Origin of the sequence: Erwinia pyrifoliae DSM 12163 (assembly GCF_000026985.1) — a bacterium.
GTDB classification, from domain to species: Bacteria; Pseudomonadota; Gammaproteobacteria; order Enterobacterales; family Enterobacteriaceae; genus Erwinia; species Erwinia pyrifoliae.
On sequence record NC_017390.1, the window covers coordinates 3964419 to 3983627 of the forward strand.

17 protein-coding genes are annotated in these 19209 nt (G+C 54.5%); 9 read left to right on the plus strand and 8 right to left on the minus strand.

Annotated features, from left to right (window positions below):
• Window positions 1–12: 12 nt before the first annotated feature.
• From EPYR_RS18115 to EPYR_RS18130, 4 genes are all read right to left on the minus strand, one after another.
• Window positions 13–1020 carry an ABC transporter permease gene (locus tag EPYR_RS18115; RefSeq protein ID WP_014539932.1) on the minus strand — a complete coding sequence of 336 codons (1008 nt, stop codon included), beginning with the start codon at window positions 1018–1020 and terminating at the stop codon, window positions 13–15.
• Entirely contained in the window at window positions 1017–2522 is a 1506-nt protein-coding gene (locus EPYR_RS18120) for a sugar ABC transporter ATP-binding protein (protein ID WP_015899190.1), read from the minus strand. The genes EPYR_RS18115 and EPYR_RS18120 overlap by 4 nt, the downstream gene beginning before the upstream one ends.
• A 312-nt stretch (window positions 2523–2834) precedes the next feature.
• Entirely contained in the window at window positions 2835–3452 is a 618-nt protein-coding gene (sodA, locus tag EPYR_RS18125) for a superoxide dismutase [Mn] (protein ID WP_012443098.1), read from the minus strand.
• Between the two features lie 201 nt (window positions 3453–3653).
• Window positions 3654–4994 (minus strand): aspartate aminotransferase family protein, encoded by a 1341-nt coding sequence (locus EPYR_RS18130; protein ID WP_015899191.1) that lies wholly within the window; start codon window positions 4992–4994, stop codon window positions 3654–3656.
• Window positions 4995–5174: 180 nt separating this feature from the next.
• Between EPYR_RS18130 and EPYR_RS18135 the strand changes: the two genes are divergently transcribed.
• The gene (locus EPYR_RS18135; RefSeq protein ID WP_014539937.1) at window positions 5175–5969 is read left to right on the plus strand and encodes a DeoR/GlpR family DNA-binding transcription regulator; all 795 of its coding nucleotides are present in this window, start codon (window positions 5175–5177) and stop codon (window positions 5967–5969) included.
• Here the strand turns inward: EPYR_RS18135 and fdhD are convergent.
• Window positions 5921–6712, minus strand: a complete 792-nt coding sequence (fdhD, locus tag EPYR_RS18140; RefSeq protein WP_015899192.1) for a formate dehydrogenase accessory sulfurtransferase FdhD — start codon at window positions 6710–6712, stop codon at window positions 5921–5923. The genes EPYR_RS18135 and fdhD overlap by 49 nt on opposite strands.
• 448 nt (window positions 6713–7160) lie before the next feature.
• On the opposite strand from fdhD, the gene fdhE reads away from it, so the two are divergent.
• From fdhE to EPYR_RS18165, 4 genes are all read left to right on the plus strand, one after another.
• A complete protein-coding gene (gene fdhE / locus EPYR_RS18150; protein WP_014539940.1) occupies window positions 7161–8153 on the plus strand; it encodes a formate dehydrogenase accessory protein FdhE in 993 nt (330 codons plus the stop codon).
• On the plus strand, window positions 8074–8685 hold the full coding sequence (locus tag EPYR_RS18155) for a glutathione S-transferase (protein ID WP_014542807.1): 612 nt from the start codon (window positions 8074–8076) through the stop codon (window positions 8683–8685). Before fdhE ends, EPYR_RS18155 begins: the two co-directional genes overlap by 80 nt.
• A 19-nt stretch (window positions 8686–8704) precedes the next feature.
• The gene (locus EPYR_RS18160) at window positions 8705–9268 is read left to right on the plus strand and encodes a DNA-3-methyladenine glycosylase I (protein WP_014539942.1); all 564 of its coding nucleotides are present in this window, start codon (window positions 8705–8707) and stop codon (window positions 9266–9268) included.
• Window positions 9269–9550: 282 nt separating this feature from the next.
• The gene (locus EPYR_RS18165) at window positions 9551–10585 is read left to right on the plus strand and encodes a LacI family DNA-binding transcriptional regulator (protein ID WP_014539944.1); all 1035 of its coding nucleotides are present in this window, start codon (window positions 9551–9553) and stop codon (window positions 10583–10585) included.
• Between the two features lie 162 nt (window positions 10586–10747).
• Here the strand turns inward: EPYR_RS18165 and EPYR_RS18170 are convergent, their stop codons facing one another.
• Window positions 10748–12442, minus strand: coding sequence for a protein-tyrosine phosphatase family protein (locus tag EPYR_RS18170; protein WP_014539945.1), 1695 nt, complete (start codon window positions 12440–12442; stop codon window positions 10748–10750).
• 595 nt (window positions 12443–13037) lie between these two features.
• On the opposite strand from EPYR_RS18170, the gene EPYR_RS18175 reads away from it, so the two are divergent.
• From EPYR_RS18175 to ghrB, 4 genes are all read left to right on the plus strand, one after another.
• The gene (locus EPYR_RS18175) at window positions 13038–13787 is read left to right on the plus strand and encodes a sugar phosphate isomerase/epimerase family protein (RefSeq protein WP_014539946.1); all 750 of its coding nucleotides are present in this window, start codon (window positions 13038–13040) and stop codon (window positions 13785–13787) included.
• 3 nt (window positions 13788–13790) lie between these two features.
• Window positions 13791–14744: a sugar kinase gene (locus tag EPYR_RS18180; RefSeq protein ID WP_014539947.1), complete on the plus strand. Its 954-nt coding sequence runs from the start codon at window positions 13791–13793 to the stop codon at window positions 14742–14744.
• A 76-nt stretch (window positions 14745–14820) separates the two neighbouring features.
• On the plus strand, window positions 14821–16107 hold the full coding sequence (locus EPYR_RS18185; protein WP_014539948.1) for an MFS transporter: 1287 nt from the start codon (window positions 14821–14823) through the stop codon (window positions 16105–16107).
• A 52-nt stretch (window positions 16108–16159) separates the two neighbouring features.
• Window positions 16160–17125, plus strand: a complete 966-nt coding sequence (ghrB, locus tag EPYR_RS18190) for a glyoxylate/hydroxypyruvate reductase GhrB (protein WP_014539949.1) — start codon at window positions 16160–16162, stop codon at window positions 17123–17125.
• 224 nt (window positions 17126–17349) lie between these two features.
• Here ghrB and EPYR_RS18195 read toward each other — a convergent pair whose 3' ends face one another.
• Both EPYR_RS18195 and EPYR_RS18200 read right to left on the minus strand, forming a co-directional pair.
• Window positions 17350–17775 carry a hypothetical protein gene (locus tag EPYR_RS18195; RefSeq protein ID WP_015899196.1) on the minus strand — a complete coding sequence of 142 codons (426 nt, stop codon included), beginning with the start codon at window positions 17773–17775 and terminating at the stop codon, window positions 17350–17352.
• A gap of 170 nt (window positions 17776–17945) precedes the next feature.
• Window positions 17946–19154 (minus strand): aldose 1-epimerase family protein, encoded by a 1209-nt coding sequence (locus EPYR_RS18200; protein WP_014539950.1) that lies wholly within the window; start codon window positions 19152–19154, stop codon window positions 17946–17948.
• Window positions 19155–19209 lie beyond the last annotated feature (55 nt).

Genomic DNA, 19209 nt, shown 5'->3' on the forward strand with positions numbered 1-19209 from the left:
CCTGTTTGGAAGCTACGCGCCCGGCGCGCGCTGAACGTAAGTGATAGCCAGCGCAACCGCCAGCACCAGGCCTTTGATAATATCCATCGCGTAGTAAGGCACGGACAGCATCACCAGACCATTTTGTAATACCCCCAGAATGACCGCGCCCAGCAGTGTTCCCAGCGCGTTGGGCTTGCCCGCACCAGCAAGCGATAAACCAATCCACGCCGCTGCCACGGCATCCATCAGATAACCGCCGCCGGCGTTAACCTGGGATGAACCTATGCGTGAGGCCAGCAAAATACCACCCAGCCCGGCCAGCAAAGCCGACATCACATAGGCCAGAACACGATAACGCCGTGTGCGAATACCGGAAAGCCGCGCTGCCTCAGGGTTACCGCCGATGGCATACATGCGGCGGCCATGTTTGGTCAGCGACATCAACAGCTGTGCCACTATCGTCACCGCCAGCATCACGATAACGATGATCGGCACCTGCCCGAGCAGTGAAAACGCCGCTGGAATGGTCCCCTCGGCCATATCACCGTTCGGCAGCACCATATTTTCGGTAATCGAACCTCCATAGCTGTATGTCATCGCCACGCCCTGTACCACAAACAGGCTGGCAAGCGTTGCCAGCATATCGGGGATCTTCAGCACCACGATCATAAAAGCATTAAACAGGCCAACCAGGGTACACAGCAGCAGGGTGAGAGCGATGGCCTGAGTCGGGCCGAAGCCGTACCAGACGAACAGCGAGATAACCAGCGAGTTTGCCAACGATGCGGTGGAGCCAACCGAGAGGTCAAAACCCCCGATGGTCAGCGATATCGATACGCCAACCGCCATCACCGTCACTATGGCTATCGAGCGTAAAATATTGATGATGTTGGTCGGTTCAAGAAAGCTGTCCGAGGCGGTGCCGAAACCGGCAATTAATGCGGCTACCGTGAGTAACATCCCCCACTTATAGAGAAAATCAAATAGCTGATGCCGTGCGGACGGAGCCGCTTTCAGGGAAAGTTCTTTGCTGCTCACGCAGGCGTTCCTCCGGTAGAATAAAGTAAAAGAGTCTCTTCATCGGCGTCGACGGCGGCTATTTCCGCCACAATTTTGCCATCCCACAGTACGCAGATGCGATCGCACAGGCCAATCAGCTCGGCAAATTCGCCCGAGGCATAGATGATGCCTTTGCCTTCGCGCGCCAGCCCGTCAATCAGGGCGAACAGATCGGTTTTGGCCTTGATATCCACGCCTTTGGTCGGTTCGTCAAAAATCAGAATATCCGCGTCATTGCACAGCCATTTGCCAATGGCGACCTTCTGTTGGTTGCCACCAGACAGGCTACGCAGCGTTTGTTGCGGTCCGGTTGTACGGATGCCTAAACGCGCAATCACCTCTTCAGCCCAGCGCCATGCCTGGCGATGACCGAACAGACCCCAGCGCGAAAAACGGTTATCCGCGCTCACGCTCAGATTCATCATCACCGACTCGGCAATAAAAACGCCCTCTTTGCGACGCTCTTCCGGGATAAGCGCCATACGGTTTTCCACCGCCGCATGGGGGGAGGAGGGTTTCCAGGGCTGACCGTGCAGCTCGGCGTGCTGTACCCGGCTGCGGCTAGCACCAAACAGCGCCTTGCACAGCTCGGTTTTGCCCGCTCCGGCCAGTCCGGCAACGCCAAGGATCTCGCCTTTGTGCAAGGTCAGGTTGATATCCTGCAGCAGTTTCTCGTCGTGCAGCCCGGCAATATGCAGCCGCTTTTCCGTGCTGACCGGCGGGCGGCGCGGCGGGTAGATGTCGCCAAGCCGATGACCGATCATCATCTCAATAATCTGTTCCGCGCTGCTCCCCTGCATTGGGCTACTTCCGACCCGCTCCCCGTCGCGCAGCACCGTTAGCCGGTCGCAGATTGCCTTCAGTTCGTTGATGCGGTGGGAGATGAACACCACGCCAATCCCCTGGCTTTGCAGCTGACGCACCACGGCAAACAGCCTGGCGCTTTCTTGCTGGTCAAGGGGTGCGGTGGGTTCATCAAGGATCAGAAAACGGCAGTGATGCGACAACGCGCGCGCCAGCAGGATCTGCTGTTTTTCTGCCAGCGAGCACCGTTCCACCTTGCGGCGCACGTCTGTCTGTACGCCAAGCTGCGACAGCAACGCCCGTGCCTGACGGCGCATCTTGCCCCAGCGGCAGATATGCCCCCCTTCCGCCAGCCGATCCAACATAATGTTCTCTGCCACGCTCAGGCCGGGAACCAGTGCCACATCCACCTCCTGCTGCACCAGGTGAATGCCCATCTGCCTGGCATCGCGTGGGCTACGAATCGTCACCGGCTGGCCGTCAACCAGGATCTCTCCACTGTAGTGGTCGTGCGCGCCAGCAAGCACCGCCATCAGCGTGGACTTTCCGGCGCCGTTGGCTCCGGTCAACGCATGGACAGAATGCCCTTCAAGGGTCAAATCGACGGATTTAAGCGCCGCAAAACCGCCGAAACCGATCGAAATTTGGCGCATTTCAAGACGATTTATCGCTGTCATAGGCGTATTTTCTCTGGCTGAAACAAGTGAACGAGCCGCATTTTTTAATGGATTGTCACGGTAAGCAACAAACGAAAAAGAATAAGCTAACACAAACTATTCTTAGCCATCCAGATGTCTATAAACTACAGCCTTTAGCGCTGGTGCCCGGTGTTTAATCAGCAGAAAACATCGGTATTTCTTCTATTAAAGGGCGGTTATGCTGGTTTAAGGCGATATTTAGGCGAGTAAATAATCAGATCGGAAAGGGGGATGCCGTTTAGCAGGCAAAAAAACCGGCGAACGGGCCGCCGGTTATTATTGTGAATCTGATTACTTAGCGGCGGCGAAGTTCGCTGCTGCCTGATCCCAGTTCACCACATCCCAGAAAGCCTTGATGTAGTCAGGGCGTTTGTTCTGGTATTTCAGGTAGTAGGCGTGTTCCCACACATCAAGACCAACGATCGGGGTGCCGGATGCGCCAGAGATGGCTTCGCCCATCAGAGGGCTGTCCTGGTTAGCGGTAGAAACCACCGCCAGCTTGTCGCCTTTTTTCACCAGCCACGCCCAGCCGGAACCGAAACGGGTGGTTGCCGCTTTTTCGAATTCTGCCTTGAAGGCGTCAACGCTACCGAAATCTTTCTCGATGGCTGCTTTGAGATCGCCGCCCAGAGAGGTGCCGGTTTTCAAACCTTTCCAGAAGAAGCTGTGGTTAGCGTGGCCACCCGCGTTATTACGCAGTGGGCCTTTCTTATCGGCTGGCAGCTGATCCAGTTTGGCGATCAGCTCTTCAACCGGCAGGTTAGCGAACTCGGTACCTTCCAGCGCGGCATTGGCGTTATTCACGTAGGCCTGATGGTGTTTGGTGTGGTGGATTTCCATCGTCTGCTTGTCGAAATGGGGTTCCAGTGCGTCGTAGGCATAAGGCAGGGATGGTAGTGTATAACTCATATTCTTCATCTCCAGTCATGTAGGGCGGTGCGGCGAGTTGCTCATCAGCACCACGTAAGCAGTCGGGTCATTATAGTTAAATAAACCCGGGGTAAAAGGGTTATCAATGCCCCGCAATTTATAAGGGTATCAGTGATAACACGCTCGGTAACGGCGTTATATCGTTTATCCACCAGTACAAGCAAATGATCTAAGACGCTTTTAACGGCTCAGTGCCGCCAGCGACTTATCGAGCGCGCCCACCAGCCAGTCGATGTCGCTTTGCTGAAACGCCAACGGCGGGCGCAGCTTCAGCACATTACCATACGGCCCGGCGACCGAGGTCAGCACGCGGTTCTCACGCAGCATCTCGGTGACATCCAGCGCCAGCTGCTTGTCCGGCGTCTTGCTGGCTTTGTCTTTAACCAGCTCAAAACCAATAAACAGGCCGGAGCCACGCACATCGCCCACGCACTCATATTTGTCTTTCAGCATTGCCAGCTCTGCGAGCAATTTCGCGCCGACGACGCGGCTATGTTCCTGAAGCTCTTCCTCTTTAATGACCTTCAGCACCGCCTGTGCCGCCGCCATTGCCACCGGGTTGCCGCCAAAGGTGTTGAAGTAAGGAATATCATCGCTGAACGCTGTCAGCACGTCGCTTTTCGCCAGCAGCCCGGACACCGGAATGCCATTACCCATCGGCTTGCCGGTGGTGATGATATCCGGCACCACATTGTGTCGCGCAAAGCCCCAGAACGCTTCGCCGGTACGGGCGAAACCGGGCTGTACTTCATCCGCAATGAAGATGCCGCCGTTACGATGTACCACATCAATGGCCTGCTGCAGGAACCCTTTTGGCCCCGGCAGCACGCCGTCGGAGGAGAAGATCGCATCGGCAAGGAATCCGGCAAATTTGATGCCGTGTGCGGCCATATCATCAATCTGCTGCTGGATCCGTTCGGCAAACCAGGCGCCAAGATCCGGCGCATCAACGCGGTAGCGATCGGGCGGCGGCACCAGGCGCGTGGTGGCCGCCAGCGGCTGCCCGCTGCCCAGCGCCGGGGAAACCCCGGACGTCAGGTCGCTGGTGCCATGATAAGACTCCTGGGTGACGATGATCCCGCTACCGCCGCTGTAAGCCCGCGCCACGCGGATGGCCAGGTCGTTGGCTTCCGAACCGGTGCACATGTACATGGCGCGGTCGATCGCCGCCGGGACGGTAGCCAGCAGCTGTTCGGAGTAGTCGAGGATCGCTTCGTGCAGATAGCGGGTGTGGGTGTTCAGCTGGTTCATCTGCTGGTACACCGCATCAATCACCGCCGGATGACAGTGACCAATACTGGCTACGTTGTTATACACATCAAGGTACTTATCTCCGGCGGCGTCCCACAGATACTGGCCCTTACCACGCACCAGATGAACCGGCTTACGGTAGAAAAGACGGTAAGACTCGCCCAACACCTTACTGCGTTTATCCGTCAGTTTGCGCACGTCTGCGCTCAGGCCGTCGGCATGCTCGGCGCGAAAACTGTTGGTATCCATGATGGTTGAACGTGTAGCCATGATCACTCCCGTTGCAAAATTGAGGTTCGCCTGGCGGCAGGCAGTCAGCGCTGTCTGACCCCATCATGGCAAATTTTGAATAAAATGCAATAAAATACACAAACGCAATAAAATACACATGCAGAGTGGCGCATGATCGGTTAGGCTGTCGCCGTGAGTTGTCGTCAGGGAATCTGAACTATGCTGCAGGAAACACGCTTACATCGCATCCGGGCGCTGCTCAGCACCCTGGGCCAGGTCAGCACCGAACGAATCATCAAAGAGCTGGGCATTTCTCGGGAAACCGCCCGGCGCGATATTATTGTGCTGGAAGCACAGGGGCTGGCTAAACGCGTTCACGGCGGGCTGGTGGCGCTGGACGCCACGCCTGAACCGCCGCTAACGGTGCGCAGTTCGGTGATGGCGAAAGAGAAGCGGGCGATTGCGCGCGCCGCCGCCCGTCTGTTGCAGCCCGGTCAGACGGTGTTCCTTGATGCCGGCAGTACCACCACCATGCTGGCGGAAGAGCTGCGTACGATGTCCGGCCTGACGGTGATTACCAACAGCCTGAATGCCGCCCTGAAGCTTTGCGCAGCGGAAGAGGATGAAACGCTGAACAATCAGGTGATCCTGTTGGGAGGCAGTATGCAGGCCGGTGCACAGGAGACGCGCGGCGAGCTGACCGTTGGTGAGATTTATCGTTATCGCGCCGATGTGGCGCTGCTCTCCCCGGTTGGAATTGAGCAAAATCACGGGGCCAGCAGCTTTCATCCCCATGAAGCCGCGATTGCCAGAGCGATGACTCTCCAGGCCAGCCGCCTGATCCTGTTGGCCGATCACAGTAAACTTGGCATCTGCAGCCGCCTGAACTATGCCGGCATCCATCAGGTCAGCACGCTGGTGACCGACAGCAGCGCGGCCGCGCTGCCGGCGCTGGTTGCCCTGAATCAGGTGCTGCCAGAGGTGATACTGGCCTCGATCAGCCGCTGCGGATGAGTATAAATTGTTGCGCGCCCCGGTTTACTGAAGCCTGCCAGCGTCAGATTGCTGCGCTCTGCCACCTCCACCGCCAGGCGAGTTGCGGCAGAGACGGCAAACAGGATCTCCACCCCGCACATGGCTGCTTTTTGTACCATTTCATAGCTGGCGCGGCTGGAGACCAGCAGTGCGCCGTCTGCGCTGGCCCATTCGGCCTTACTGCGGATGCCGAGCAGCTTATCCAGCGCCACATGGCGGCCAACATCTTCGCAGCCGGCGCGCAGCCGTCCGTCCGGAGCAATCCATGCCGCTGCGTGGGTACAACCAGTTAACTGCCCTACCGGCTGGAAATCCTTTAGCTGGCGCAGTGCGCTATCCAGCTGACCAAGGTCAAAATGCTGGGTAAACGGCAGCGGCCGCAGCGGTTTGCCGATCTCGGCCAGCTGTTCCACGCCACATACTCCGCAGCCGGTACGCCCGGCCATTGCACGCCGCTGCTCCTTCAGCCCCATAAAACGGCGGCTGGACAACTCCACCTGGACTTCAATACCGTTGCAGGTTGGCACAATATCAATGGCGAAAATATCGCCCGGCACCGCGATAATTCCCTCCGACAACGAGAAGCCGACAGCAAAGGCGGCTAAATCCTTTGGCGTAGCCATCATCACTACATGCGAGATGCCGTTATAGACCAGCGCCACCGGCACCTCTTCCGCCAGCCAGTCCGGTTGCGGCTGTCGCGCATCACGCTGCCACACCATCGCCTGCCGTGCACCGGTCTGCTTTTCGCTTTCTTGCTGTTCGTCTTTCACGGAATGCACTCATCATCTGCGCCACACATTGCGGTGGCCGGGTTGTTGTCATATGCGCGTAAAAAATGCATTTTCTTCATTGTGAGCCTTCAACATCAATGCCGCAAAAATTATTCAGCAGCGCTGAATCAGCGCAGCTATATTGTCCGTGCGCCACAGACGAATCGAAAGCATTGGCACGATGCACAGGGCTGATCCCGGCAAAAAAGCAGAATCCGGCGCTGGCGGGGACTATAATCTCGGCCAGAAGCGCGTATTCTTGATGATAACTGCCCCGTTTCATCCTGGTGCGATAACTTCGCCGCGATGGTCAGGCGAGATAAATTAACGTGGCCCGTTGCCATTGCAGCCTGCACATACGGCAAAACAGGTATAAACAACCGAAAAAAGGTCTCTGATGACGATGCGCATTATCCCGCAGAATCCACAGGAGAAAAGCGATCGGACGGTGGAAGATGCCATTCCGCCCTTACTTTTCCCCAGGCTGAAGCATTTTTACAGCCGTCGCGCCGCGCGCTTACGCCAGCTGGCAGCAAAAAACCCTTTAGGCGACTACCTGCGTTTTGCTGCGGTGATTGCCAGCGCGCAGGAAATCGTGCTGTACGACCATCCACTGCGGATGGATCTGCGCGCCCGCCTGGAGGAAAGCGCCCGCCTCGGCAGACCTCCGCTTGATATCACCACCCAGCCACGCGATGCACACTGGCAGCGGCTGCTGCATTCGCTAATTGCCGAGCTTAAGCCGGAAATGACCGGTCAGGCGCTCTCGGTGCTGGAAAACCTGGAGAAATCGTCATCAGCCGAGCTGGAAGCCATGGCCAGCGCGCTGTTTGCTAATGAATTCGCTAAGGTAAACAGTGATAAAGCGCCGTTTATCTGGGCCGCTCTGTCACTCTGCCAGGCGCAGATGGCGGCGCTTATTCCAGGCAGTGCGCAAGTTCAGGCTGGTGGGCAGCGCCAGTTTTGCCCGGTATGTGCCAGCGTGCCGGTCTCCGGCATGGTGCATATGGACGGCGTGCGCTACCTGCACTGCAATCTGTGCGAAAGCGAGTGGCATGTGGTGGAGGCCAGTTGTAGCCACTGTGAACAAACGCGTGACCTGCATTACTGGTCGCTCGACAGTGCGGCGATAAAGGCTGAAAGCTGCGGTGACTGCGGTACGTGGCTGAAACTGCTGTATCAGGAAAAAGACCCGGCGGTCGACCCGGTTGCGGATGACCTGGCATCGCTTATCCTTGATGCACGCATGGAGCAGGAAGGTTTTGCCCGTAGCAGTTTGAATCCTTTTTTATTCCCGGGGGGAATAAACAATGAAGCTCATTGGAAATTATACCAGCCCGTATGTCCGCAAAATTTCGGTGCTGCTGCTGGAAAAAGGCATTACTTTTGAGTTTGTTAACCAGTCTCCGTGGCACGCTGAAAGCCATGTTAAAGACTACAACCCGTTAGGCAAGGTCCCGGCGCTGGTCACCGACGCGGGGAGCACCTGGTTCAACTCGCCGATTATCGCCGCCTGGCTCGAACTACACCATCCTGAACCGGCCTTTTTGCCTGCCGATCCCCCATCAGCGCTGGCCGTGCGCCAGCTGGAAACGCTGGCCGATGGGATATGTGATGCCGCGCTACTTATCGTGCGGGAACAGCAAAAAGACCCGAGCCAGCAGTGCGCAGATGAAATGCTGCGCCAGCGCGAGAAAATCCAGCGTGGGCTGGACGCGCTGGAAGCCGCAGCCGCAGAGGGCACAGGGTTAAACGGCTCGCAGCTCACGTTGGCGGATATCGCCACGGCCTGCACGCTGGGCTACCTGAATTTCCGCCGGGTGGCACCCGACTGGTGCGTGGGCCGCCCACAGCTGGTCGCGCTGGTCACAACCCTGTTTCAGCGTGACAGCTTTGCGCGTACCGAGCCGCCCGCCAGCTGACTGAGTAAGGAAGATAACGATGCAACGCTGTGGCTGGGTATCGGAAGATCCGCTGTATATTGCCTATCACGACGGTGAATGGGGCGTTCCCCACACCGACACGCAGGCATTATTTGAGATGATCTGTCTTGAAGGCCAGGTCGCCGGGCTGTCCTGGCTGACGATATTGAAGAAACGTGAGAACTATCGTCGCCTGTTTCACCGTTTTGATGTAAAGGCGGTGGCAAAGATGGATGAGGCTGATATCGAGCGGCTTATGCAAGAACGCGGGATTATCCGCCATCGCGGCAAGATTGCAGCGATTATCGCTAATGCCCGCGCCCTGCTGCGGATGGAAGCAGCCGGAGAACCTTTTAACGCGTTTATCTGGAGCTTCGTCGAACATCGGCCGCAAATAAGCCATCTTAGCGACTATCGCCGCATACCGACCACCAGCGCAACTTCCGATGCCATGTCAAAAGCATTGAAAAAGCGCGGCTTCAGGTTTGTCGGCTCCATCACCTGTTACTCATTTATGCAAGCATGCGGGCTGCTTTGCGAGCACGCCACCGGCTGTTTTAGCCATCCCGACTACAAAAAGTAGCCCCGGCGGGCAAATTTGGGAATTAACTTAACCCATTCATCCCTGATTCAGCGCCATAATTGCCTGCTTTACGGGCAATTCGCCCGTCTGCGGTGATGAAAGCGAATGGCCATGAATAAGCAAACGCTGAGCGGGCAAGTTTGTTATTGGGTCAGAAACGGAATATCGACCAACCGAAAGTGAAAAAATCTCTGCCCTTCAGATGCCTGGCCATTAAGCTGAAACCTGCACTGGTGCGGCAGTTATGATAGTCTCGATCTATGATTAACCCCGGGGAGCACCATGAACCGTAAAGCCGCCAAAGCCACTATCAGCGATGTTGCTAAAGCCGCTAATACCGGAAAAACCAGCGTTTCCCGCTATCTTAATGGCGAGCTAAGCGCGCTATCTACCGATCTTAAAGCGCGCATTGAAAGCGCCATCGCCCAACTGAACTATCGCCCCAGCCAGATGGCGCGTGGACTGAAACGCGGGCGCACACGCCTGATTGGCCTGATTATCGCGGATATCACCAATCCCTATTCAATCAATATGCTGAGCGGTATTGAAGCCGCCTGCCGCGCCAGCGGCTTCACCCTGCTAATGTGTAATACCAATAATGAAATCCACCTGGAACAGCACTACCTTAATCTGCTGAACAGCTACCAGGTGGAGGGGATTGTGGTTAATGCGGTGGGGATGCGCGAAGAGGCGCTAAGCCAGCTACAACAGTCGCAGCTGCCGATGGTGTTGATCGACCGTAAAATTGCCGACTTTCATTGTGATGTTATCGGTCTGGATAATCATGCCGCTGCATGGCAGGCGACCGAACACCTGCTGGCACGGGGCTACCGGGCGCTGCTGTTTATCAGCGAACCGCTGGGCTTGGTCAATACCCGGCTGGAGCGCGTACACAGCTTCCGTCAGTGTATGGCACAGCAGCCAGATCGGGTTGCGCAGCTGGCTGAAATCGCATCGGGTGACAGTCAACAGTTGGAGCAGGTGCTGTGCGAATTTCATCAGCGCCATCACGCCGCCCCCTGCGCGGTGATGGTGGTTAACGGCGCACTGACGCTGAAGGTGGCCCGCGCGTTGCGCCGTCTGAACCTCAACTGGGGGGAGCAAATCGGCCTGCTGGGCTTCGATGAACTGGACTGGGCCGAGCTGGCGGGCGTGGGCATCACTACGCTGAAACAGCCGACCTGGCAGATGGGCTACGCCGCATTGGAGCAGGTACTCAAGCGCATTGAAGGTGATGATGCACCGGTGCACGAACAGCTGTTTAGCGGCGAACTGATTGTGCGGGGGTCGACGGTTGGGAGAGAGGTAAAGTTTTAGCCGTGGGAACACTCGTACCCACTGCCAGAATAATGAAGTGGGCAAATCATTCTTCGTTACGGCTGTCTTTTACATCCGGTTAGATGTCTCTCACCAGACGAAGAAAAGCCGTAAAGCAGTTTATTTCCGATAATCGCGGTAAGCGACTGTGAGGGTGTTTCTCTACTTAATGCGCTTTATCACGGCATCAATCAGTCCTCGCTCATCATTTGATTTTTGAGAGTAAGCAAATACAGGCAATAATTTATTTGGATCACCAACAGCACTGCTGCCGTTGTATATATAGAAATTGACGCTATCTGTTAAATGATGATTGATTTGATCTGCAAGCAGATTGATTAACTCATCACCTGAACTATAATTACGGGTCCAATTATCAACATAAATCACGGGGATCGTTATTTTAGTTTCTTCGATTCCCTTATGCACGAGATTCATCGAGTAAAAAGGACGACCTAACTGATCAAATAGTTTAATTTTTTTCCCCGTTGGGAAAATTTTAAGTCCATTGGTATAATCTTTACCTTTAGATAAAAAATTACCCACACTTTCTATTGAGGAAGTTTCATTATGCGGCTCAAAGATAACCATTAAAGGAGTGCGGTTATCTAAAATCTTTTTCATGAAATCCCTCGAATTTTTAAGTACGTGGAGGTCGATCTCTAAAGCGCCTTTTTTACCTTCACCATTAATTATTTTACCAGGCATCCAATTAACAGACTCCACGCCCGTTTTTACGGGAGCTTTACTCATAACTTCCCTGTTTACGTTATTATTTTTGGTCGAACGAGGCAGTATTGGAGGCGCTTCTTGAACAGGATCACGGGTTTGTGAATCCGCTGCGCTTTCACTTTTCCCCTCGGCGCTTTGGATGGCTTTTAACAACGCAGGTGTACTCTGTTGCGTTTTACTCCCTGGTTCATCTTCTTTGAGTATTGGATATCCGTTATCCTCGGCTATTTTTTTTAAGCAATCTATCTGCTCGTCGGTTTGAACCATATGATGATTTCTGCATTCACGACAACTCACTACCGCCCGTTCCACGCTTATCTCTTTCCCTATGGCCTGGGCACAAATAACCACCCCGGTACGCCCGACACCCGCACGACAGTGTATAACTGGCACGCCTTCATTCCTGTCTCGTACTTCATTGATGTAGCCTGCAAGCTGTTTGGTTGCCTTTGCGCTTATAGTCCCATGGTCAGGCCAGTTGGTGACATGGTATACTTTAACAGGGAAATCATTACCATGACCCTTGATAATCAGATTATAAGTCTCCACCTTTGTCTTATCGACCAATTCGTAATTTCCCGTCTTTTCAGATATCGTTTCAATCTTATCGTGTTTCTCGGAACGGCCAAAATAGTTATGCATTTCATTACGCGGTTCATCAATTTCAGCTTTCGATGCCAGAACCACGATCGCGGGAGTTCTTTGATCCACTATCATCTCAAGATATTTCTCCAGGTGTCCCGTTAAGGGATATTGAGAGGCAATAGCAACTCTTTCATTAGCGATAGTAATATAGTTAGCATTAAGGCCCTTATCTACCAGGGTTTCAACTCTTGATGGTATATTGTCAAAACGATTAATTTTCTTGTCTCCTTCGCTAACATAGCGGGGATCGTTCTTGCCCGAAGGTTTTAGCTGGTCGTTTTTATCATGAAGAACCGTTTTTAAGATAACGGATTTGCCATATTTTTGTTCTGGCAATTTTAAGGAAAGATTTTTTTGTGTATTCCTGATTTTTTGCAGACGGGGCACGACAGAATTTTGTGGCGCTCTGACATGCTCTTGCGAGTTACCTGGTATAACTTCAGTAAGTTGGGAGGGTTGTGATTGTCCTTCAATTCTCATTGCCGTCACCTTATGACTATTATCATTGAATAAAAAATGTCGTGTTTTCCTGAAGCCACTTTTCTTCCTGATATCAGGCATCTCTTCCACAGCTAACTAAAAAACGCGATTGTCTGATATCACTCAATATTGTAATGATAAAGGCGGAGAAATGTATCATAAAACAACATTATGCCTGCGCCATGCTGAATAAACTTTCACCTTAAACTCGCTCAGCCCTTTACAGATGATCTGTTAAATATATTAAATTTTCTCACTCAACCTATTTATCACCAAGCGCGATTGAAAAGAGGATTAATAGCTGAATAAACGTTATTCCCTTTTTTCTTCACTCACTGGTGATGATTTTTATTATTATTTTCCACTGCATTTTTTCACCCTTTCACAATAATAGTCTGAGCATGCGAAACGGGCATAAGAGCGTGCTTTTGCCATTTTCCTGATTGACTCCCGTTGCCGATCGTCCCCCCTATCACTTTAAGAAAAATCTCTACCTCAAAATAGCGACATCGTGAGCGTCATCATAAGTTACATCTCAGTTCCTTTTCTTTGGAACCGGTTCCATCTACGCTTTTCTTATGCGAATGGAGGATTCATGAAAAGAGATGTGATTGTCGTGACTGCGGCCTACGGTCAGCAGCAGGTCACCGCGCTGGGTGGCCAGCAGGCGCTGCTGCCGATGATTGCCGCCGCCGGGGCTGATGGCGTGGAGATCCGCCGTGAACTGTTTACCGCACAGCAGCTGACACAGTTACCGCAGCTGGCACAGGCGATTGCGGCTGCGCAGCTGGCGGCATTTTACTCGGTGCCGGAGGCGCTATTTATGCCGGATGGCTTGCCTAACCCACGGCTGGATCGACACTTTGCTGAAGCGCAGCAGCTGAATGCGCGCATGCTAAAATATTCCCTGGGCCATTTTCAGCCGGGTTTTGATGACGGCGAACTGCGCAACAGGCTGGCGGGGAAAACGGTACAGCTGGTGGTGGAAAACGATCAGACCGACTGCGGCAGGCTGACCGCCCTTGAGCGCTTCTTCCATGCCGGTGAAGAGAGCCGTATCGTCAGCGGCATGACTTTTGATATGGGTAACTGGCTGTGGGTGGGCGACCAGCCGCTCGCCGCTGCGAAATCTCTGAGCCGCCATGTTCATTACATCCACGTAAAGGCCGCTGCGCCGCACGGTGACGGCTGGCGTGCTTTGCCTCTCGACCAGGCCGATAGCTTGTGGCGTGAAACGCTGGCGTTACTGCCGAACGACGTGCCGCGTGCCATCGAGTTTCCGCTGGAAGGCCCCGACCTGGTGGCGATAACCCGGCATTACGTTGACCAGCTGCGCGAGGGATAAGACATGACTATTGATGCCAACGGCACGCTGGATGCCGTCACCATTGGGGAAGCGATGGCGATGTTTGTCGCCGATGAAGCAGGCGATCTCGCCAATGCGACCCGTTTTACCAAGCGCATTGCGGGCGCAGAGCTGAATGTGGCCATCGGCCTGGCGCGCCTCGGGCTGAAAGTGGGTTGGGTTAGCCGCATCGGCGACGACTCCTTTGGGCAATTCACCTGCCAGCAGCTGGATCGGGAGGGAGTCGATCGCCGCCGGGTGACGCTGGACAGACGTTACCCCACCGGATTTCAGCTGAAGTCCAGGGTTGACGATGGTTCCGATCCGCTGGTGGAGTATTTCCGCAAAGGCTCCGCTGCCAGTCATCTGTCGCCGGCAGATTTTGATCGTGACTACTTTGGCAGCGCCCGTCATCTGCATCTTAGCGGCGTGGCGGCGGCCATCTCTGATTACTCGCTGGCTCTGTCGCTTTATGCGGCACGCGAAATGAAAGCGATGGGAAAAACCCTCTCTTTCGATCCCAATCTGCGCCCGGTGCTGTGGTCAAGCGAGCATGAGATGGTCAGGCAGCTGAATAATCTGGCTCAGTACGCTGACTGGGTACTGCCAGGCATCAGCGAAGGGAAAATTCTGACCGGCTATCACCAGCCGGAAGCCATCGCCGATTTTTATCTGGCAATGGGCGTCAAAGCGGTGGTGATCAAGACCGGCTGCGATGGAGCCTGGTACAAAACCGCTGAAGGTGACCACGGCCAGGTGGCCGCTGTGAAGACCGATAACGTGATGGATACCGTCGGAGCTGGTGACGGCTTTGCGGTTGGCGTTATCAGCGCCCTGCTGGAAGGAAAATCGTTACCCGCAGCGGTTCTGCGCGGAAACAAAATTGGATCGCTGGCGATTCAGGCCATCGGCGACAGCGAAGGATTACCGACGCGCGCCATACTGGGTGATTTCTAAGCGACTGCACTGACCGGAATATAACTCAACCGCATCGCCCTATCCGACAAGAGAATGCGGCCACCGAGGAAAAACTATGAGCAATCAGATAATCGCGCCAAAACGCTGGTGGTATATCATGCCCATCGTGTTTATTAGCTACAGCCTGGCGTACCTGGATCGTGCCAATTTCAGCTTCGCCTCTGCAGCGGGGATCAACGAAGACCTGGGGATAACCAAAGGCGTATCATCCCTGCTGGGCGCGCTGTTCTTTCTCGGCTACTTCTTTTTTCAGATCCCCGGCGCCATTTACGCCGAGCGGCGCAGCGTTAAAAAGCTGGTGTTCTGGTGCCTGATCTTGTGGGGCATTTGCGCCACGCTAACCGGACTGGTGAGCAATATTCCGATGCTGGCAGCAATCCGTTTCACGCTGGGCGTGGTGGAAGCGGCGGTGATGCCGGCCATGCTGATTTATATCAGCAACTGGTTTGTCAAATCCGAGCGCTCACGCGCCAATACCTTTTTGATGCTCGGCAATCCGGTCACCGTGCTGTGGATGTCGGTGGTCTCCGGTTATCTGATCAACGCCTTCGGCTGGCGCGAGATGTTTATTATTGAAGGCTTCCCGGCGGTGATCTGGGCGGTTGTCTGGTGGTTCCTGGTACAGGACAAACCGGAGCAGGCAAAATGGCTCAGCGACGGTGAAAAAGCCGCGTTGCAGGCTCAGCTGGAGAAAGAGCAGCAAAATCTGAGGGCGGTACGCAATTACTCTGAAGCGTTCAAATCGCGTAACGTGATTATTTTGTGCACCCAGTATTTTTGCTGGAGTATCGGCGTATACGGCTTTGTGCTGTGGCTGCCATCCATCCTGCGCAACGGCTCGCAGATGGGGATGGTTGAGGCAGGCTGGCTCTCTTCAGTCCCCTATCTGGCGGCGACCGTGGCGATGATCGTCGTATCCTGGGCGTCGGATAAGTTACAGAACCGCAAACTGTTTGTCTGGCCATTGCTGCTGTTAGGTGCGCTGGCGTTTATCGCATCGTACCTGGTCGGGTCCAATCATTTCTGGTTGTCCTATGCGCTGCTGGTGATTGCCGGAGCCGCCATGTACGCCCCCTACGGCCCGTTCTTTGCCATTATTCCGGAAATGCTGCCGCGTAACGTTGCCGGCGGCGCGATGGCGCTGATCAATGCCATGGGCGCGCTGGGGTCATTCCTCGGCTCCTGGGTGGTGGGTTACCTGAACGGGGCGACCGGCAGCCCGGCTGTATCCTACATATTTATGGGAGGAGCACTGCTGGTGGCAGTTTGTCTGATGCTGATCGTTAAACCAGCACAGGATACGCCGTCATCGCTTCCTCACGGTGCGCTATCGTCAAAATGATGGCGGTGACAGTAAAGCACTGACTTATTAACCTCTTAACAGGGAGAACCGCATGAAACCTTCCGTGGTGCTGTATAAATCCTTACCCGAAGATCTGCGTAAACGGCTGGATGAACATTGCGATGTCACCGAAATCAGCGGGTTAACCCCGGAAAATATCGCCAAACACGCGGAAACGTTCCGCCAGGCAGAAGGCATGCTCGGTTCCGGCGGCAAAGTTGACGCGGAGTTTCTGCGCCAGGCACCGAAGCTGCGCGTCGCATCGAGCATTTCCGTCGGCTATGACAATTTTGACGTGGCGGCGTTAAACGATCGCGGCGTGCTGCTGATGCATACGCCCACGGTACTCACCGAAACCGTCGCCGATACCATGATGGCGCTGGTGCTGAGTAGCGCGCGGCGGGTGGTGGAAATGGCCGAACGCGTTAAATCCGGCGAGTGGCGCGGCAGTATTCCCTCAGACTGGTTCGGCATTGACGTGCACCATAAAAAGCTCGGCATCCTCGGCATGGGGCGTATCGGGCTGGCACTGGCGCAGCGCGCTCATCTCGGCTTCGGCATGCCCATTCTTTACAACGCCCGCAGGCATCATGAAGAAGCCGAACAGCGTTTTGACGCCCGGTACTGCGACCTCGATACGCTGCTGGCCGAGTCGGATTTCCTCTGTATCAGCCTGCCGCTAACGGAACAGACTCACCATCTGATTGGTCGCGAGCAGCTGGCGAAAATGAAGCGCAGCGCGGTATTGATCAACGCCGGGCGCGGCCCGGTGGTCGACGAGCAGGCGCTGATTGCCGCGCTAAAGGATGGCACGCTGCACGCGGCGGGGCTGGATGTGTTTGAGCAGGAGCCGCTGCCGGTCAGTTCGGAGCTGCTGGCGCTGCGCAATGTGGTGGCGCTGCCGCATATTGGTTCCGCCACCCATGAAACGCGCTACGGTATGGCGAAAGATGCGGTCGATAACCTGATTGCCGCACTGAACGGCAGGGTTGAGAAGAACTGCGTTAATCCCCGTTAACGGCGAGCCGGGCGGGGTTATTTGCGCCTGACCTGCACCACTCACTGCTCACAGCTCAAAAAGGTCGCCATCGCGACCTTTTTGCTTTTATCGCCCCGAACGGGCGGAGAGGAGAGCGCTGGATGCCCCTACCCTTTACCAGCAAGGCAAATGACTCAAAGGGTAAAAGGGGCATCAGGCCGCCACTATCTTATCAATACGAATATGGATATTGAGGAAATTGGCTAAGGTTTCTTCGTCGCGGGGGGGATATTGGAAACTATTGTTCTTCCTATACGAAGGCCTTTGGCTCCAGATATAGTTACATTACCTTTTGCGTCGATTTTCACACTTTCTTCTTTTTTCGCCGCTTCTTTAAAATTTGCGTAAGTACGCCCACTGGTACTTTCGGCGGGATATTTAGTACTACCGGAGGCCGTATTTTTGCTGGCAGAGACTGAACCAAAGCAAGCCCGATTTCCGAATGTTACTTTATTTGAGTACGATATCCTGCTATTAGGATTTTTTTGCACTGGCGTGTTTTTCGCTCCTGTTAACAACTCAGTTACGTTTTTTTCGCCAGTCTGGCGGTCTTGAGCTTTATCGGCCTGGCTCACGGATAATGCTCTGCTTACCGATAAATCCTGGGTTGTTTTTCCTATGCCACTCATGTTTTACCTCCTGTAAATACAGATGAAAGAAAACCACTTTCAATCTACCGCAGGCTTTGTATACCTGACATACACCACACGGGTTAAGGCCAGGCATCGGCAACCGGCATCCTTCCATCGCCAGCCTGGTAGGGCGAGCGCCCAATGGGCGCCCAGGTTTACGCGTGTGGCTACTCCTTAGCTATCGGTGTTTCATTCACCGTCACGGCTTCGTTGCCCTGAATCTGACGCACGCGCTCTTCGACCTTTTGCACCGCGCCAGCGTCTTTCAGCAACGTGTAGGTCAGTGTGAACCCGGTGCTTTGCCCCGGCTGCAGCTGCTTCACCCGCCCCTGCTGTTTTTCAATCGTCACCGGATAAGCGTAGTTAGTACCAGGCTCAATACCGGTAACATAGCCCTGCTTGAGCGTATCGGTGTTTTTCCACATGGTCAGCAGCGGCAGCTGGCGAGTATCAAATTCGATGGATGCGCCTTTATCCCCCTTGCTGTTAATCACTGCCGCCACGGTTTTGCCGCTGCCGTCCGCTTTCGGCGTCAGGTTAAATACCATTTCATCGAAGTCTTTGGTCGGCGCGCCATAGCTGTCCCAGCCTTTTAGCCCTTTTTTCGCATAGTCATTAAACGGTGAAACCGACTTCAGAGGGGCAATAAAGCGCGCACCCTTTTCGAGGATCGGCGTACCAAAATTGCTGTGATAGATAATCTGATAATCGTGGGGATAATCGGCCTGATTGGTTAACACGTCATGTACGGTGAATGAATCAGAACCCGGCACATAGCGCAGCTCGGTCCAGGTTTCGAGTTTGGCCTTTTTGAAAGTGACTTCTTTGAGCAGCCCACGAATGCGGATCTCATGCGGGGCGCGATCGTCCACCGCTACTTCCACCTTTGAAGCCGGGGTGTTTCCCGCCTTGCCATGCAAGGTATAGAGCACCCCGTCTTTACTGACCGGGTGGCCGGTCCACTCAAAGCCGCAACGTACCATCATTTCGTTGAAACCTTCCAGCCAGCCTAACCCATTGCGGCTTTCCAGATTCATATATGCCGGATTGACCACTTCCTGAACAGGAGAGTCCCAGCCGAGGCGAACGCCGTGACCGTTAACATGCAGCAGATCCATGCCACGGCTGGGGCTTAGCGCGATAGTCAAACCGTTTTGACTGCTTAAGGTAAGCACTTTGCTCCCCTCCTGCTTACCACCGTGCAGGACCTTTTGTTGAATGCTGAAGCGCTCCCCCGGCAGTTTCAGCTGCTGGCTGTCTACCTGCCAGTTTCCCTTTTCGACACCGCTTTCTGCATCGGTCAGCAGCCAGCTTTGTGCTGCCGCCTGACCGCTGATCATCGCCATCACTGCCCCTGCCATAACGCTTTTTTTCATCTTTTTTATGCCTTTAGCTGAATTGATTTAGCTTTAACCGGGCTAAGACTACAAA

What these genes read in the sequence shown, in the direction of transcription:
- EPYR_RS18135 (WP_014539937.1), top strand. Translation starts at nt 5,175, where the DNA reads ATGCTGCAGGAAACACGCTTACATCGCATCCGGGCGCTGCTCAGCACC.
- EPYR_RS18155 (WP_014542807.1), top strand. Translation starts at nt 8,074, where the DNA reads ATGAAGCTCATTGGAAATTATACCAGCCCGTATGTCCGCAAAATTTCG.
- EPYR_RS18165 (WP_014539944.1), top strand. Translation starts at nt 9,551, where the DNA reads ATGAACCGTAAAGCCGCCAAAGCCACTATCAGCGATGTTGCTAAAGCC.
- EPYR_RS18160 (WP_014539942.1), top strand. Translation starts at nt 8,705, where the DNA reads ATGCAACGCTGTGGCTGGGTATCGGAAGATCCGCTGTATATTGCCTAT.
- sodA (WP_012443098.1), bottom strand. Translation starts at nt 3,452, where the DNA reads ATGAGTTATACACTACCATCCCTGCCTTATGCCTACGACGCACTGGAA.
- fdhD (WP_015899192.1), bottom strand. Translation starts at nt 6,712, where the DNA reads ATGGTGTGGCAGCGTGATGCGCGACAGCCGCAACCGGACTGGCTGGCG.
- EPYR_RS18170 (WP_014539945.1), bottom strand. Translation starts at nt 12,442, where the DNA reads ATGAGAATTGAAGGACAATCACAACCCTCCCAACTTACTGAAGTTATA.
- ghrB (WP_014539949.1), top strand. Translation starts at nt 16,160, where the DNA reads ATGAAACCTTCCGTGGTGCTGTATAAATCCTTACCCGAAGATCTGCGT.
- EPYR_RS18185 (WP_014539948.1), top strand. Translation starts at nt 14,821, where the DNA reads ATGAGCAATCAGATAATCGCGCCAAAACGCTGGTGGTATATCATGCCC.
- EPYR_RS18195 (WP_015899196.1), bottom strand. Translation starts at nt 17,775, where the DNA reads ATGAGTGGCATAGGAAAAACAACCCAGGATTTATCGGTAAGCAGAGCA.
- EPYR_RS18175 (WP_014539946.1), top strand. Translation starts at nt 13,038, where the DNA reads ATGAAAAGAGATGTGATTGTCGTGACTGCGGCCTACGGTCAGCAGCAG.
- fdhE (WP_014539940.1), top strand. Translation starts at nt 7,161, where the DNA reads ATGACGATGCGCATTATCCCGCAGAATCCACAGGAGAAAAGCGATCGG.
- EPYR_RS18130 (WP_015899191.1), bottom strand. Translation starts at nt 4,994, where the DNA reads ATGGCTACACGTTCAACCATCATGGATACCAACAGTTTTCGCGCCGAG.
- EPYR_RS18120 (WP_015899190.1), bottom strand. Translation starts at nt 2,522, where the DNA reads ATGACAGCGATAAATCGTCTTGAAATGCGCCAAATTTCGATCGGTTTC.
- EPYR_RS18180 (WP_014539947.1), top strand. Translation starts at nt 13,791, where the DNA reads ATGACTATTGATGCCAACGGCACGCTGGATGCCGTCACCATTGGGGAA.
- EPYR_RS18200 (WP_014539950.1), bottom strand. Translation starts at nt 19,154, where the DNA reads ATGAAAAAAAGCGTTATGGCAGGGGCAGTGATGGCGATGATCAGCGGT.